General features: G+C 61.8%; 10 protein-coding genes. 3 read left to right on the top strand and 7 right to left on the bottom strand.

What is annotated here, in order from left to right:
* Positions 1-160 precede the first annotated feature (160 nt).
* Together pyk and DWX39_RS10115 are read left to right on the top strand one after the other, a co-directional pair.
* Entirely contained in the window at positions 161-1,621 is a 1,461-nt protein-coding gene (gene pyk / locus DWX39_RS10120; RefSeq protein WP_117563711.1) for a pyruvate kinase, read from the top strand.
* Between the two features lie 421 nt (positions 1,622-2,042).
* Entirely contained in the window at positions 2,043-3,116 is a 1,074-nt protein-coding gene (locus DWX39_RS10115) for a hypothetical protein (RefSeq protein ID WP_147336400.1), read from the top strand.
* On the opposite strand, the gene DWX39_RS10110 is transcribed toward DWX39_RS10115, so the two are convergent.
* The 6 genes from DWX39_RS10110 to pheS form a co-directional block, all read right to left on the bottom strand.
* Positions 3,113-3,961, bottom strand: a complete 849-nt coding sequence (locus DWX39_RS10110) for a hypothetical protein (protein ID WP_117759778.1) — start codon at positions 3,959-3,961, stop codon at positions 3,113-3,115. The two genes, DWX39_RS10115 and DWX39_RS10110, sit on opposite strands and share 4 nt — an antisense overlap.
* 79 nt (positions 3,962-4,040) lie before the next feature.
* On the bottom strand, positions 4,041-4,811 hold the full coding sequence (locus DWX39_RS10105) for an energy-coupling factor ABC transporter ATP-binding protein (protein ID WP_117759776.1): 771 nt from the start codon (positions 4,809-4,811) through the stop codon (positions 4,041-4,043).
* Between the two features lie 44 nt (positions 4,812-4,855).
* Positions 4,856-5,692, bottom strand: coding sequence for an energy-coupling factor transporter transmembrane protein EcfT (locus tag DWX39_RS10100; RefSeq protein WP_117637396.1), 837 nt, complete (start codon positions 5,690-5,692; stop codon positions 4,856-4,858).
* On the bottom strand, positions 5,670-6,755 hold the full coding sequence (gene cbiM, locus DWX39_RS10095; protein ID WP_117759774.1) for a cobalt transporter CbiM: 1,086 nt from the start codon (positions 6,753-6,755) through the stop codon (positions 5,670-5,672). The genes DWX39_RS10100 and cbiM overlap by 23 nt, the downstream gene beginning before the upstream one ends.
* A 247-nt stretch (positions 6,756-7,002) precedes the next feature.
* Complete coding sequence (pheT, locus tag DWX39_RS10090) at positions 7,003-9,456, bottom strand: phenylalanine--tRNA ligase subunit beta (RefSeq protein ID WP_117759772.1); 2,454 nt, start codon at positions 9,454-9,456, stop codon at positions 7,003-7,005.
* Positions 9,457-9,619: 163 nt separating this feature from the next.
* On the bottom strand, positions 9,620-10,696 hold the full coding sequence (gene pheS, locus DWX39_RS10085) for a phenylalanine--tRNA ligase subunit alpha (protein ID WP_055250566.1): 1,077 nt from the start codon (positions 10,694-10,696) through the stop codon (positions 9,620-9,622).
* A gap of 505 nt (positions 10,697-11,201) precedes the next feature.
* Between pheS and DWX39_RS10080 the strand changes: the two genes are divergently transcribed.
* Positions 11,202-12,776: a carboxypeptidase M32 gene (locus tag DWX39_RS10080; protein WP_117759770.1), complete on the top strand. Its 1,575-nt coding sequence runs from the start codon at positions 11,202-11,204 to the stop codon at positions 12,774-12,776.
* A gap of 266 nt (positions 12,777-13,042) precedes the next feature.
* Here the strand turns inward: DWX39_RS10080 and glmM are convergent, their stop codons facing one another.
* Positions 13,043-14,374, bottom strand: a complete 1,332-nt coding sequence (glmM, locus tag DWX39_RS10075) for a phosphoglucosamine mutase (RefSeq protein ID WP_117759782.1) — start codon at positions 14,372-14,374, stop codon at positions 13,043-13,045.
* Between the last annotated feature and the right edge of the window lie 34 nt (positions 14,375-14,408).

The following is a 14,408-nucleotide window of genomic DNA, read 5'->3' as shown; positions in this document are numbered from 1 at the left end:
TGAGGCTGTTGCAATGAAAATGACAATCAAGGAAATGAACTTCCATTTCGGCATACGGTCGATTTTTTGGGGTATTCGGTCGGCATTTCGTTATAATCATCTCGGTTTTATTTCTTATGGTTTATCTATCAGCGCAAGACGATGTCAGATGGAGGTCTGAATGTACAAGCGCACTAAGATTGTATGCACCATGGGTCCCGCCTGCGATAGCGACGAGACCATCCGCGAGATGATCAAGGCGGGCATGAACGTCGCCCGTTTTAACTTCTCGCACGGCTCCTACGACGAGCACCACGGTCGCATCGAGCGCGTCCGCCGTATTTCCAAGGAGCTCGGTCTGCCTGTCGGCATCCTGCTCGACACCAAGGGCCCCGAGGTCCGCACCGGCCTTCTGGTCGACGGCAAGAAGGTTGCCGTCAAGACCGGCGACAAGATCGTCGTCACCGCTCAGCCCACGTCCGAGGATTTCCACGGCACCTCTGAGCACATCTCCCTCGACTACCTGGCTCTGCCCTCCGAGGTCGAGAAGGGCTCCCTTATCCTGATCGATGACGGCCTGGTTGCCCTCGAGGTCGAGTCCGTCAGCGGCCAGGACATGACCTGCGTCGTTAAGAACGACGGCCTGATCGGCGAGCGCAAGGGCGTCAACATGCCCAACGTCAACATCTCGCTGCCCGCCATCACCGAGCGCGATCGTCAGGACATCCTCTTTGGCCTGACCGAGAACATCGATTACATCGCCGCTTCCTTCATCCGTGACGGCGAGTCCGTCCGCGGCATCCGCAAGCTTTGCCGCGAGAACGGTGGCGAGCACGTGACGATCTTCCCGAAGATCGAGTGTGCCCTGGGCGTCGAGAACTTCGACGAGATCCTCGAGGCTTCCGACGGCATCATGGTCGCCCGTGGCGACCTGGGCATCGAGATCAAGCCCGAGCTTGTTCCGCACATCCAGAAGGAGATCATCGCCAAGTGCAACGCGGCCTACAAGCCCGTTATCACCGCTACGCAGATGCTCGACTCCATGCAGCAGAACCCGCGCCCGACGCGCGCCGAGGTTGCCGACGTTGCTAACGCCATCTACGACGGCACCGACGCCGTCATGCTGTCCGGCGAGTCCGCTGCCGGTAAGTACCCGGTTGAGGCCGTCAAGATGCAGGCCAGCATCGCTCTCGAGACCGAGAAGTACCTCCCGGCCCACGCTCCGCTCGAGGTTCCGGCTGACGCTCACGGCACCCGCGTCGTCAACAACGTTGTGGGTATGTCCGCTGTGAACATGGCCACCACCGTTGGCGCCAAGTGCATCACCGTGCCGACGACCACCGGTCGTACCGCTCGCTTGATCTCGCACTTCCGTCCCAACATGCCGATCTGCGCGTTCTCCCGCCACGAGTGGGCCGTCCAGCAGATGATCATGTACTGGGGCGTTATCCCGCATCAGGCCGAGATTACCCAGGGCACCGTCAACGGCACGATCGTCAAGGCGATCGAGACCGCTAAGGAGCTCGGCTACGTCGAGGCCGGCGATCTGACCGTCGCCACCGCCGGCGATCCCCGCATGAGCGTCCAGCTCGAGGACAAGGTCTCCTCGACCAACGTCGCTTACGTCGCTCAGGTCCGCTAAATCGTACTTGCAAGCATGTTTGCATTGCAAAGGGCCTGGAAGGCTTCGCCTTCCGGGCCCTTTTTCTGTGTCAATGCCGGCACACGGCAAAACACGCACCCATTTCTTTACCAAAAGCGCGAAATCCACCTTTCGAGGCCCAAAAATAAAGTCCCAAGTGCTAAAAGTGTTCGCCCGATGGCGAAACCACACCTTACCTGACGCTGCTAAATCGTTTTAGCAAGAGCCAGATCGACCGCGTTTTCGGAAGTATGCGGCAAATTCTGAGACCTCCGAGCACACCCCGTTTTTTCGCAACAAAATGCCTGATAAACTGGCATCAAAAGCCAGGTCTGCTCACAGGGTTCAGATTTTGCCGCATACTTCCGAATTGACGCTGGCATCGCACGGTCCAAAAGCACATTTCGACCAGGAGGATATCATGGACCTGACGCTATGCGGTCAATCCGCTTTTTACTATCACCGTATCCCGCCGCAGGTATTAGGGCTTTACCCCGCCATTAGCCTTGGCAATATGGATCGCAGATGTTGCGGCCTCGGAAGTCATGCAGTTGTAAAAGACCTGCTTCATGCACCGCTTCACAGGCTTGTATTCACTCGAGCACAATCCGGGTCGCGAAGCCTGTTTAAATCGCACCTCCTGACCCAAGAGCCGCCTCCCGGGTCGTTTAGGCAAACTGAACATGGATTTGATGTCACGTCGCCCGAGTTTACGCTGCTCAGCCTTGCTACGCAGGTCTCACGCAACCAGTTACTCATGGCTTGCCACGAGATGTGCGGCTCCTTTGCAGTGTTTAAGCCCTGCGAGCGAACGCAACAACAACTCGATGAAGCCATTTCGCTTAAGCTCATTCCACCCAACTGCGGTTGGGAGCGTGTTGTCGACACCAAGGGCAATGACACCAATTTGTGGAAGCGCCCGCCGCTCCTCAGCGCGGCGGATATCGCCGCGTTCGCCAAGCAGGCTGCAGGCCTGCGCGGCGTTAAACAACTGCGCTGGGCGGCCGAGCACATGACGGGGCAGACCGCCTCGCCCTTCGAAGTACAGACCTCCATACTTGTCTCGCTCCCCCGCAACGAGGGCGGCATGGGTATCAACATCGCAAACAACGTGCGCATCCCACTCAGCGACGCCGCGCGCTCACTGTATGACAAAACCTGCTGCTACGCCGATATCCTCATCGAGAGCAACACCGACAGCATGGGCGTCATCCTGGAATGCCAAGGCCGCTCCGCCCACGATGGCGAAGCCGCAAGTCTCTCCGATGCCGAGCGCACCACCGCCCTCACAAGCATGGGCTATGACGTTATCCAGATAACCTATGAGCAAATCAAAGACACGAAGAGCTTTAACAACATCGCCGAACTCATCCATAAAAAGGCAGGGCTCCCCTACATCCCAAAGACCGATCAGGAACGCACCACCGAAGATGCCCTGCGGCGGGAGCTATTGGTCGATTGGGATGAGCTGTTCGCCGTCAAGCCGGCCGGCTAGCAGCTAGCGATCAGGGGGACTGCGGGAACGTCAGAAGAGGCAACGCGAGTCGCAAAGCCCACCTCGGTCAGCTCGATGACCTCGGAAAACGTTGCATCGAAAAACTCCTCAGTTAGCAGGCGATACGGCGGATGATCGGGCTCGCCGGGGTTTTCGCGTACAATCTCGTGCATGACGCCGATGGTCTTGAGCACATACTCCTTATGGATGGGATACTGCCCAAAACGCGTCGCAGCGGTATACAGGCGATCGGTCGCACGCGGGATGGAAACAATGCCCAGCGTCTTGCCAAACCAGTCAAAGTCGCCTTGCTTTTTAATGCGGAACTCCTCGCACGGCTTGCCGCCGTGTGCTTCCAGATACTGGTTCACACGCGTGTTCCATACCGTGTCGGCCACCAGATGCGACCAGACGCCCAGCGTTAAATCGAGCAGTGACTGCGCCACATCTTCGGACGCAAGCGAGAACTCACAGGCGCTGGGACCGGCAACCGGCTCGGCATCCTTGTAGCGCTGGGGATAATGCACCCGATTGAGTCGCTCGCGCTCCTCGGCGATCGAGGTCGCGGCAGCCGGCGTACCAACAGGCGCCCCTTTGAGCAGCGGCGCCACATAGGTATCCCAGAACTCGTGCTCGCGCGGCTTAGGGATAGGCTCGGGCTTTGCAAAGTGCGTAATGCGGTACGGGATGGGATCGGCGATGCCAGGGACCATATAGCCCACGAAGATATCCGGAACCACGCAGCCAAACAAAAAGGCATTGCGGTCGCGCACGCTATTGGCAAGCGCACCGGTGCGCTCCAGCAAACGCTCCGTCTGAGCGATATGAATGTTCCAGCTTGGCATAGCCACCCCCATAAAAACCTGGATAACTATACCATCACGGCAAAGCCGCGCGGGCGGCTACGCACGCTCTACGCAGCAACTAGTCCGTAGCACCGCTTTCGGTCCCATACGACGGCGAAGGCGCCTCGACCACATGGTGATATCGATCGATATAGATTGCACGGGCACCCAGGCGTCGCACCAAATCCTGGTGATGTGTGCTCATCAAGACCGTCTTGCCCGCCGCGACGTAAGCCAGCAAGAAGTTAACCACGATGTCGCATGAATCCTCGTCGAGCCCATTGGTAGGCTCGTCGAGAACCAGGATATCCGGGTTCATCGACACCACCGCAGCCAGCGCAACGCGCTTCTTTTGCCCGCCCGAGAGCTGATAGGGCGAGGCATCGACCAGATCGGCAACCTGGAACAGCTTCATGGCATCGCGGACGCGGCGCTCGAGCTCGTCTGTCGGCAGCCCCATTTGAGCCGGGCCAAACGCGACTTCCTCGCCCACCGTAGCGCAAAAGAGCTGCGCATCGGCGTTTTGGAACACAAAGCCCACGCGCTGATGGAACCGCTGGGCCGTCGCGGAATCCTTGAGATATGCCGAATCGACCGTATGCCCGTCGAACAGGTACGCACCCGCGTCCGCAAGCTCAAGGCCGTTAATAAGACGCATGATTGTCGTCTTGCCGCAGCCGTTGGGACCTAGCAGGGCAACGAGCTCCCCACGGTTCACCTGCAGCGAAACGCCGTCGACCACCGTATGGCCCGCATAGGAAAACGCCACGTCGCGAAACTCGATGAGCGGCGTGGTCTCAACGCCGGCAGCACCGCTCGCAACCATCGCGTTATTCGTATCGTTTGCCAAAACGTTGCCCTTCCCTACTCACATCGACGGTTCGACCGTCCGCACTACAACACCGCGCACAACACGGCGAACAACGCCACAACGGCCGCATAAACCGCATCGCGCCAGCCAAAGCCGCTCAGTGCAGGCGCCGGATACACGCCGGCGAAGCCGCGGCACAGCATGGCCTCGTCCATCGCGCGGCTGCATTCCATCGCCTTGATAAACGTCATGCCCATGATACCCGCCAGCGAGTCGGTGCGCGAAAAACCCGCAGGCGCGGAACCGACGCTACGCAGCATGACCGATTCGCACAGATCGTGCGCTGTGCGTCCCAGCACCTCAATATGCTTGAGCGCCATATCAAACGTAAAGATGACCTCGTCGGGCAGGTGCAGCATTTTGAGCGCCGCCGACATGCGGCTCCAGGTAAGCGTCCACGAAACACCCAGCACCAGCGACACATTAATGAACGTCTTGAGCGCGATCTTGAGCATGGCGCCCGCGGCAGACGCGCCCAGCAGCAGGGCAGGCAGTGCCAGAACCACCGCAAGCCCCGTGGCGCCGAGCGCCGGTACAAAGGTCGCACGCAGCCCGCGAGCGGGGCGCACCGCGACCAACACCAGCGCGATAGCCGCCATCAGCATCAGGTACAGCGGGCTCTGCGTCAGACACACGCACAGGACGCAGACGAACATCCCCACCAGGCGCACCGGAGCCGAAACGCAAGAAAGGGCGCGGTCGACCATCGACCCGCCCTCGTGCGCGCCTCCACCCAGGCGAACCCGCTCAAGCAGGCTCGCCAGGTGCAGGACGTTCTTTTGCATCACACGATGCCGAGCCCCCGCGGGCTCGTAACGCTGCTCGACCGCAAGCCAGCTAGGCAGCTCGGCTATTGCCATGAGCACCGCTTTCCTTGACCGTCAGCGAGATCAGACGGAATGCGATGGTGAGCACCGCCACGCCAATCACGCCCGAAAGGATATACATGGTAGCCTGGCCGGCAAAGCCAAGGCCTTGCTCCTCGGAATAGGCCTGCAGATAATCGCCCGTGGGCAGGGCATCGGCAAAGGTCGGGGTATCGAGACCGACCGAAGCCTGCAGGCTGTCATCGCCAGCCTCTTGAACGGCGGTCGCGGCGCCCTCGGCGTCCCACTCACCCCAGGCGTCACCCGTGGCCAGCAGGCCCAGCGGTGTTGCTACGACAAGCACGGCAACCAGGATGAGCGTGGGGACCAGCGAGGTCTTCTTGGCGGCAACGCCCTCGGCAGCAAGTTGGCCATCGACGGCCTCGGGCCCGACAATGATGCTCGGCGCCGTCTTCTTAATGAAACCGTAGATCGCGGCCGTCGCCACGCCCTCGATCACGCCGGCAACCAGCATATGCGGGATCAACATGGCCGGAATAGCCACGGACAGCGGGAAGGGGCAGTACAGCGGCGCGCCCGAAGCATTGGTAAAGAGCATCGGCTGAATACCAAACTCGATTGCCGCGCACAGGGCCGCCAGGCACAGGCCGACCCAGCCGCTTACGATGGCAGAAACTGAGGTGCCCCAGCTCTTGTCGTGCAGACGGCTGTTGAGCGCACGGAACACGATAGCAGCGACAAACGGCAGCACAAAGGCCATGTTAAAGCAGTTGGCGCCAAACGACAGAACGCCGCCGTCTCCAAACAGCAGCGCCTGCAGCGCCAGCGCGACCGAGACAGCGATAGCCGCAGCCTCGGGGCCCAGCAGCAACGCGATGAACGCGCCGCCAACAGCGTGACCAGTGGTGCCACCGGGCAGCGGCACGTTGAACATCATGAGCAAGAAGGAGAACGCGGCGCAAATGCCCAAGAACGCCATATGCTCGCGATCGAGCGTGGCGCGCACCTTTTTGATGCAGTGGACCCATACGGGCACCATCGCCACCGCCATGACGGCATCGGTCTGCGGGGACAGGTAGTTGTCTGGAATGTGCATATACGCCTCCCGGTTGTCGGCGCACAGAATTGCAACGCCGCTTGAATCACCTTGCCAGTGTTACGCATTGCCAGATTCGTAACACGCCGCGGGCTATCATAGCAAAACGGCGCGCTGCCGACAAAGCAGCACGCCGTTATGTAATGCGTGTGTCATATATGCAGGCTCAGCGATGCCTTTTCCGAACACCGCGGTCACGCAGAGCCCACAGCAACCGCCATCAGGCCCTACGCTCCCAGCGCAAGTCCTAGCCGCGGACCTCGCCGTTCACACCCTTGCACACCTTGGTGACGATCTTCTGGTGCGCCTTCTCGACCTCTTCGCTGGTGAGCGTGTGGTCGTCGGAGCGATACGTAAGCGCGAAGGCCATGGACTTCTTGCCCGCACCGATGCGGATGGGATCGCGGTAGACGTCGAACAGGCGCACGCCCTCGAGCAGCTTGCCTCCGGCACTCGTAATACGACGCTCAAGATCCTCGCAGGTCACAGTGTTGTCGACCACGATAGCGAGGTCGTGCTCAACGGCCGGGTACTGCGAGAACTCACGGTAGTTCTCCTGGTTACGGGCGCCCTTGATCAGCTTGTCCAGATCGAGCTCAAAGGCAACGACGACCTCGTCAATGCCCATAGCCTCGCGTGCCTCGGGGTGGATCTCGCCAACCCAGCCCAGCACGGTACCGCCCGAGAGCACCTCGGCAGCACGACCCGGCTGCAGGAAGGCATAGCTCTCGCCCTCGACGGGACGGAAGCGAACCTTCTCGATGCGCAGCTGGGCGAGCAGCTCCTCGACAATACCCTTGCCAAAGAAGAAGCGCAGCTTGCGGTACTTCATGTTCCAGGACTGCTCGCTCCACTGGCCCGAGAGCACACCCGCCACGGACTTGGTCTCCTTGGGCAGGCTGGCGTTCTCGCGACCGTGGAACAGGCTGCCGACCTCGTACAGGTGCACGTTGGGCGTGCCGTGGGCCTCGTTATAGGCCACGGATTGCAACAGGCCCGGCAGCAGCGAACGACGCATCTCGGTCTGCTCGGCTACCAGCGGGTTCATGAGCACCACGGGGCAGCCGCGGCCCTCGGTGGACATGCCGATCTTCTCCAGGTCGCCCGGGGCGGCAAAGCCAAAGGTCGTGGTCTCGTTGAGGCCGCAGGCGCGCAAGATCTCGCCGACCTTGCGGGTGAGCTTCTGCTCGCGGGTCAGGCCGCCGATGTGGTTCTTGGCAGCCGGGATGGTCGCCGTCACGCGGCCCATGCCCCACAGGCGCAGAACCTCCTCGATCAGATCGATCTCGCGCGGCAGGTCGGGGCGGAAGCTCGGCGGAGTGACCATAAAGTCCTCGCCGTCGCACTCGACGGCGCAGCCCAGGCGGGTGAGCGAGCGCTCGATAAAGTCGGGCTCGATGTCAGCACCGCAGATGGCGTGCACGCGGGCCAGGCGCAGCTTAATGCTGTCGATGGTCTTGGGCGCGGGGAACACGTCGATGTAGCCGGGAGCAACCTCGCCGCCGGCGATCTCCTCGGTGAGCGCGCACGTGACGTTGGCGACATCCACGCAGCCGGTCTCGTCGACCTGGCGCTCAAAGCGAATGGAGGCGTCGGAGATCAGCGACAGGTCACGGCTGGTGTGCGAGGTGCGACCGGCGTTGAAGCAGGCGCTCTCGACCATCACGTCGACGGTGTCGTCCTCGATCTCGGAATCCATGCCGCCCATAACGCCGGCCAACGCCACGGGGCGCTCGCCGTCGGTGATGAGGCCCATGCCGGCGTCGAGCGTGCGCTCCTCGCCGTCGAGGGTCGTAAACTTCTCGTCCTGCTGGGCAGCGCGAACCACCACGCGACGCCTGCCCTCGCGCTCGGCAAAGGTGGACAGGTCAAAGGCGTGCAGCGGCTGACCGGTGAGCATCATCACATAGTTGGTGATGTCGACGATATTGTTGTGCGGGCGCACGCCCAGGGCGTTAAGGCGCTTGACCATCCAGTCGGGCGACGGGCCAACCTTCACGTTGCGCACGATGCGGGCGACATAGCGGTCGCACAGGCCCTCGTCGGCAATCTCGACGGAAAGCTCGTCGTCGGTCGCGCGGCCAGTCTCCGCCTTGATGGCGGGCAGATCAACGTGGAAATCGCGATCGAAGATGGCACCGGTCTCGCGGGCCATGCCGATCATGGACAGGCAGTCGGGACGGTTGGGCGTGATCTCGCAGTCGAGCACGGTGTCGCTCGAGCCCACGTACTCGGCAAACGGCATGCCGCAGGGCGTATCCTCGGGCAGGATCATGATGCCGGAGTGGTCGCCGCCCAAGCCGAGCTCGCGCGCGGAGCAGTTCATGCCCATGGACACGACGCCGCGAAGCTTGCTCTTCTTGATCTTGATGTCGCCGGGCAGCTCGGCGCCGATCATGGCCGTGACGATGTGGTCGCCGGCCTCAAAGTTCTGCGCGCCGCAGACAATCTGCAGCGGGGCGGGGTTGCCGTCGGCGTCGAGGTTCTTGTCACCCACGTCGACCGAGCACACATACATGTGGTCGCTATCGGGGTGCGGGGTCTTGGTGAGCACCTGGGCGGTCACCACGTGGTCGAAGGACTCGCCCACGGTATCGATCGCCTCGACCTCGGTGCCGGTACGGATATATTCGTCCGAAAGGGTCTTGGGATCCTCCGGAATATCGATCATGGTCTTGAGCCAGTCGTAAGAAACGCGCATGTAGCTCTCCTAGTTCTTAATCTCCGCATAGGGAGGAAATATCAAATGAAGACGTTCGCCTTAGGGTTGTCCAGGTGCCCCAGGTTGGCGTGAAAGAGGAGCGACGCGTACTAAAGGTACGCGAGCGACGGTTTGAACGCCAAGATGGGGTGCCTGGACAAGCCTAAAATTGGTTCAGGAAGCGCATATCGCCCGTCATGAGAGTTCTGAGGTCGGGCAGGTCGTAGCGCAGGGCCGCGACGCGCTCGGCGCCAATGCCAAAGGCGAAGCCGGTGTACTTCTCGGGGTCGATGCCGCAGTTGATGAGGACGTTGGGGTCGACCATGCCGCAGCCCAGGATCTCGATCCAGCCGCTGTGCTTGCAGAAGTTGCAGCCCTTACCGCCGCACACGTGGCAGCTCACGTCCACCTCGCAGGAAGGCTCGGTGAAGGGGAAGAAGTGCGGGCGGTAGCGCGTCTTGCGGTCCTCGCCAAACATGCACTTAACAAAGTAGTCGAGCGTGCCCTTCAGGTCGCCGAAGGTGATGCCCTCGTCGACGACCAGGCCCTCGATCTGGTTGAACTGCGGCAGATGGCAGGCATCGGCTGTGTCGGGACGGTAAACGGTGCCCGGACAGATCATGTAGATGGGCGGCTTTTGCGACTCCATGGTGTGGATCTGCACGCCCGAGGTCTGGGTGCGCAGCAGCACGTCGGACTCGCCGTGGGCGTGAGCCTCGGGGTGCGCAACGCTGCCGGGATTGTTGTCGACCACGTAGAAGGTATCGCGGGCCGAGCGGCTCGGGTGATCCATGGGGGCGTTGAGCGCGGTGAAGTTGTAGTAGGAGGTGTCGACCATGGGGCCGGACTCGACGGTGTAGCCGATACCGCAGAAGATGTCCTCGGCCTCCTCGATAATCTGCTTGATCAGGTGCTGGTGGCCGATCTGCGGACGGATGCCCGGCAGCGTGATGTCGACGGCGTCGTGCTCCAGTGCGCGCTTGAGGGCGGCGGCCTTCATCTCGGTGTTGCGCTCGTCGAGCATGCCCTCAATCAGCTGGCGCATCTCGTTGGCTCGCTTGCCCATCACGGGACGATCCTCGGGGGCGAGCTTGCCCATCATGCGCATCAGGCCGGTGATGCGGCCCTTGCGGCCGAGCAGCTCAACGCGCGCAGCCTCGAGCTTGGCTGCGTCGTCGGCGCCTGCGACGAGCTCCTTGGCCTCTTCCTCGAGTTTGACCAGATCATCAATCAGACTCATGTCTTCCCTTTCGTCTCTCGCGCTCTCCGTTTGCCGAGGCAGCTGCCGCCGTCTGACGTTGCGAAAACGCGGCCCGGTTCGGTAATAAAAAAACCGTCCTCGGGCATGTGCATTGCCCAAGGACGGTTGAATTCCGCGGTACCACCTTGTTTGACCCGGCGGATGTCTGGCCCGCCGTGCCCACTCTGCGCCCCTTATCGCGAGGCTCACGGCTTCCCTACTGGGGCTTCGCCGCCGCTGGCCGCGCGCCCGTTGAGGTCGCTGCTCGGGAGTGAACGCTTGGCCCTTGCCACCGCAGGAAGGCTTGCAGCCCATGACCTTCCCTCTCTTGCCGGCGACGCGGCGGGCAAAACCCTCTCCGTCAACGCATTGGGCTACAGGATAACACATTCTGCGAGCATATCGCCGCGTTCCGTTTTGTCCGCACTGGGTACAAGGCAGGTGGCTGTGCAAACTGGCCGAACGCCCACCCGTGGCGTCCGGTCTGCGAGATCAAGGATATGGTATGGGTAAGAAGCACGATAAGAAGGCCAAGCCCGCAGTGGGCAAGACGCCCAAAGGCATGAAGGTCGATAAGGCCGTCAAAAAATTCCGCAAGCTCGAAGGCAAACTGTGGACCCGCGAGTACCTGCTCAAGATTGCCGAGTTCGATGGCGCGACGATTGCTCCCGCCAACGGCGCCGCGGCCCGCGCCGATGCTATGGGCACCCTTGCCGGCGAACATCACAAGCTCCTGACCAGCAAAAAGTCCGTTGAGCTCGTGCGCTCTCTCGCGCGTGAGACAGTCGCGGGCGAAAAGATCGACGACCCGCAGCTGCTCGACGAGATTCGCGTGCTCGGCCGCGACCAGCGCGAGGCAAGCGCCATTCCCACCGAAGAAGCCGAGGCCTGGACCAGGCTCACCTGCGAGGCCGATGCCGTGTGGCACAAGGCCAAGACGGCCAATGACTGGGCGAGCTTTGAGCCCTATGTGGACAAGATCGTCTGCCAGCTTAAGCGTCAGGCCGAGCTCATGGACCCCAAGCGCGACCCATACGATGTTTGGCTCGACCAGTACGAACGCGGCCTTTCCACCGAGAGCTTCGACGCGTTTTGCGACGAGGTCAAGGCCACCGTCGTGCCGCTCGTTCACGCCATCGGCGAGCGCGGCCAGCAGCCTACTGCCGACTTTTTGCACGCGCATGTGCCCGACGCCGCTCAGCGTGCCATGAGCTTCGACCTGATGAAGCTCGTCGGCCTTAACCTGGACGATACCACGCTCGCCTTTACCGAGCATCCGTTTAGCGAGGGCTTCTCGGTGGGCGACGCGCGTATTGCCACGCACATCTATGAGGACGACTGCATCTCCAACGTCTACAGCATCATCCACGAGGCGGGACATGCCATGTACGAGCTGGGCGTCAATCCCGCTTATGCGCGCACGTGCCTGGAGGGCGGCACTTCCATGGGCATCCACGAGAGCCAGAGCCGCTTCTTTGAGAACACCGTTGGCCGCAGCCGTGATTTTATGGGCCCGCTGCTCGAGGTGCTGCGCCGTCACGCGCCCGAGGTCTACGGCAACGTGGACGAAGATACGCTCTACCACGCCGTGAACATCGCCCAGCCGTCGCTGATCCGTACCGAGGCCGACGAGCTCACCTACCCGCTGCATATTATGGTGCGCTACGAGATTGAGCGCATGCTGTTTGCCGGCGAGGCCACGGCCAAGGACATCCCCGCGCTTTGGAATCGCTTTATGGACGAGTACCTGGGCATTCCGGTTCCCGACGACACGCGTGGCTGTCTGCAGGATACGCACTGGAGCGGCGGCTCGTTTGGCTACTTCCCCACCTATGCGCTGGGCAGCGCCTACGACGCCATGTTCGTGCCGGCCATGTGCCGCGACGGCGTCGACCTCAACGGCGCCTGTGCGAGCGGCGACCTGACACCCGTCCGCGCCTGGCTCGGCGAGCACATTTGGCAGTGGGGCCGCGCCAAGGACGCGCCGGAGCTCATCAAGGGCGCGTGCGGTATGGCGTTCGATGCCCGCTACTACTGCAGCTACCTACAGGACAAGTTCACCACGCTCTACGAGCTGTAAAGCCTAGGCAACACGCCAACGCAAAGGGACGCCGCAGGATCTATCCGCGGCGCCCCTTTTTCATCTAAACCAGAGACCCGGCACTTGGGGACGTTCCTTTTATGCCGGCACAATAGGAATGTCCCCAAGTGCCGGGTAAGCGAGCAAGGTGACGTGAAATGAAAGGGCGCTGACCTTCTGGTCGCGCCCTTGAAATTGAACGCCAGATTGCCGCTTAGGGGCGTTTGCAGCGTCGAGCAGCTACGCGGTTTGGTAAAACCGCGTAGCTATAAAGCCTCGAGCGCGTTGGCGATGCGCTTCATGGCAGCATCGGCGGATGCTTGGTCGGGCGCTTCGGCCAAAACGCGAATCACCGACTCGGTTCCACTTTTGCGCACGAGCACGCGGCCCTCGCCTGCCAGCGCAGTCTCGGCCTCGGCGATGGCGTTCTGCACGCCCATGTTCTCGAGCGCGGCGTCCTTATCCGCTACGCGCACGGCAACCTGCGCCTGCGGCAGCAGCTTGCACGGAGCCGTGAGCTGCGAGAGCGTCTCGCGCTCGGCACGAATCACTTCCATCACGCGCAGCGAGGTCATAATGCCGTCGCCCGTGCGCTCGATATCGCCAAAGATCGTATGGCCCGTCTGCTCGCCGCCCAGGCTGTAGCCGCCCTCGCGCATCTTGGCATACACGTGACGGTCGCCCACGCCGCTGGTCACGGCGCTCAGTCCGGCAAGCTCCAGCGACTTGACCAGACCAAAGTTGCTGGCGATCGTCGGCACCACGGTACCGCCCGAAAGGCGACCGTGCTTGTTCAGATACACGCCGCACACGTACAGGATCTGGTCGCCGTCTACCACGCGACCGCGCTCATCCACGGCCAGGCAGCGGTCGGCATCGCCGTCATAGGCAAAACCCACGTCCAGGCCTTGCTCCACCACGTGGCGCTGCAGGCGCTCCATATGCGTGGAGCCGCAGTCGACGTTGATGTTAAAGCCATCGGGCGCGGCGTTGATCACGCGCACGTCGGCGCCCAGCGCGTCGAACACCGGCTTGGCCACCGAGGACGCCGAGCCGTTGGCGCAGTCGAGACCGATCTTGACGCCCTGTAGCGAAAAATTCGAACTCGCAATGAGCGAGGCGATATAGCGGTTGCGCCCCTGCATGTAGTCCACCGTGGCGCCGATGTGGTTGCCCGTGGCCAGCGGCACCTCGCTCTTGCCATCGATGTAGTCCTCGATGAGCTCCAGCACGTCCTCGTCCATCTTAAAACCGTCGCTGTTGACGAGCTTAATGCCGTTATCGCAAAACGGGTTGTGGCTCGCGCTGATCATGATGCCGCAATCGAAGCAGCCTTCCACGGTCTGATGCGCTACGCCCGGCGTGGGGATCACGTGCAGCATATAGGCGTCCGCACCGCTCGCGACCAGGCCACTCACCAGCGCCGCCTCGAACATATAACTCGAGCGACGTGTGTCCTTGCCCACGATGACGCGCGCCTTGCGCTCGCGGTTGGCGCCGTAATACCAGCCCACAAAACGGCCAATCTTATAAGCGTGCTCTACCGTCAGCCCAACGTTGGCCTCACCGCGAAAGCCGTCGGTGCCAAAGTACTTCATGGTGGCGCGCGCAGACGTGGTGTAAGAGCGTCCC

Origin of the sequence: Collinsella sp. AF19-1LB, from assembly GCF_003459655.1 — a bacterium.
GTDB lineage: Bacteria > Actinomycetota > Coriobacteriia > Coriobacteriales > Coriobacteriaceae > Collinsella.
The sequence above is the reverse complement of the archived record's forward strand: the minus strand, read 5'-3'. Positions and strand labels throughout refer to the sequence as shown.

Bases quoted from the DNA above. Each gene is read 5' to 3' on its own strand.
- pheS (WP_055250566.1), bottom strand. From the start codon at position 10,696: ATGAGTCTGATTGATGATCTGGTCAAACTCGAGGAAGAGGCCAAGGAG.
- DWX39_RS10080 (WP_117759770.1), top strand. From the start codon at position 11,202: ATGGGTAAGAAGCACGATAAGAAGGCCAAGCCCGCAGTGGGCAAGACG.
- DWX39_RS10100 (WP_117637396.1), bottom strand. From the start codon at position 5,692: ATGGCAATAGCCGAGCTGCCTAGCTGGCTTGCGGTCGAGCAGCGTTAC.
- glmM (WP_117759782.1), bottom strand. From the start codon at position 14,374: ATGAAGTACTTTGGCACCGACGGCTTTCGCGGTGAGGCCAACGTTGGG.
- cbiM (WP_117759774.1), bottom strand. From the start codon at position 6,755: ATGCACATTCCAGACAACTACCTGTCCCCGCAGACCGATGCCGTCATG.
- pyk (WP_117563711.1), top strand. From the start codon at position 161: ATGTACAAGCGCACTAAGATTGTATGCACCATGGGTCCCGCCTGCGAT.
- DWX39_RS10110 (WP_117759778.1), bottom strand. From the start codon at position 3,961: ATGCCAAGCTGGAACATTCATATCGCTCAGACGGAGCGTTTGCTGGAG.
- DWX39_RS10115 (WP_147336400.1), top strand. From the start codon at position 2,043: ATGGACCTGACGCTATGCGGTCAATCCGCTTTTTACTATCACCGTATC.
- pheT (WP_117759772.1), bottom strand. From the start codon at position 9,456: ATGCGCGTTTCTTACGACTGGCTCAAGACCATGATCGATATTCCGGAG.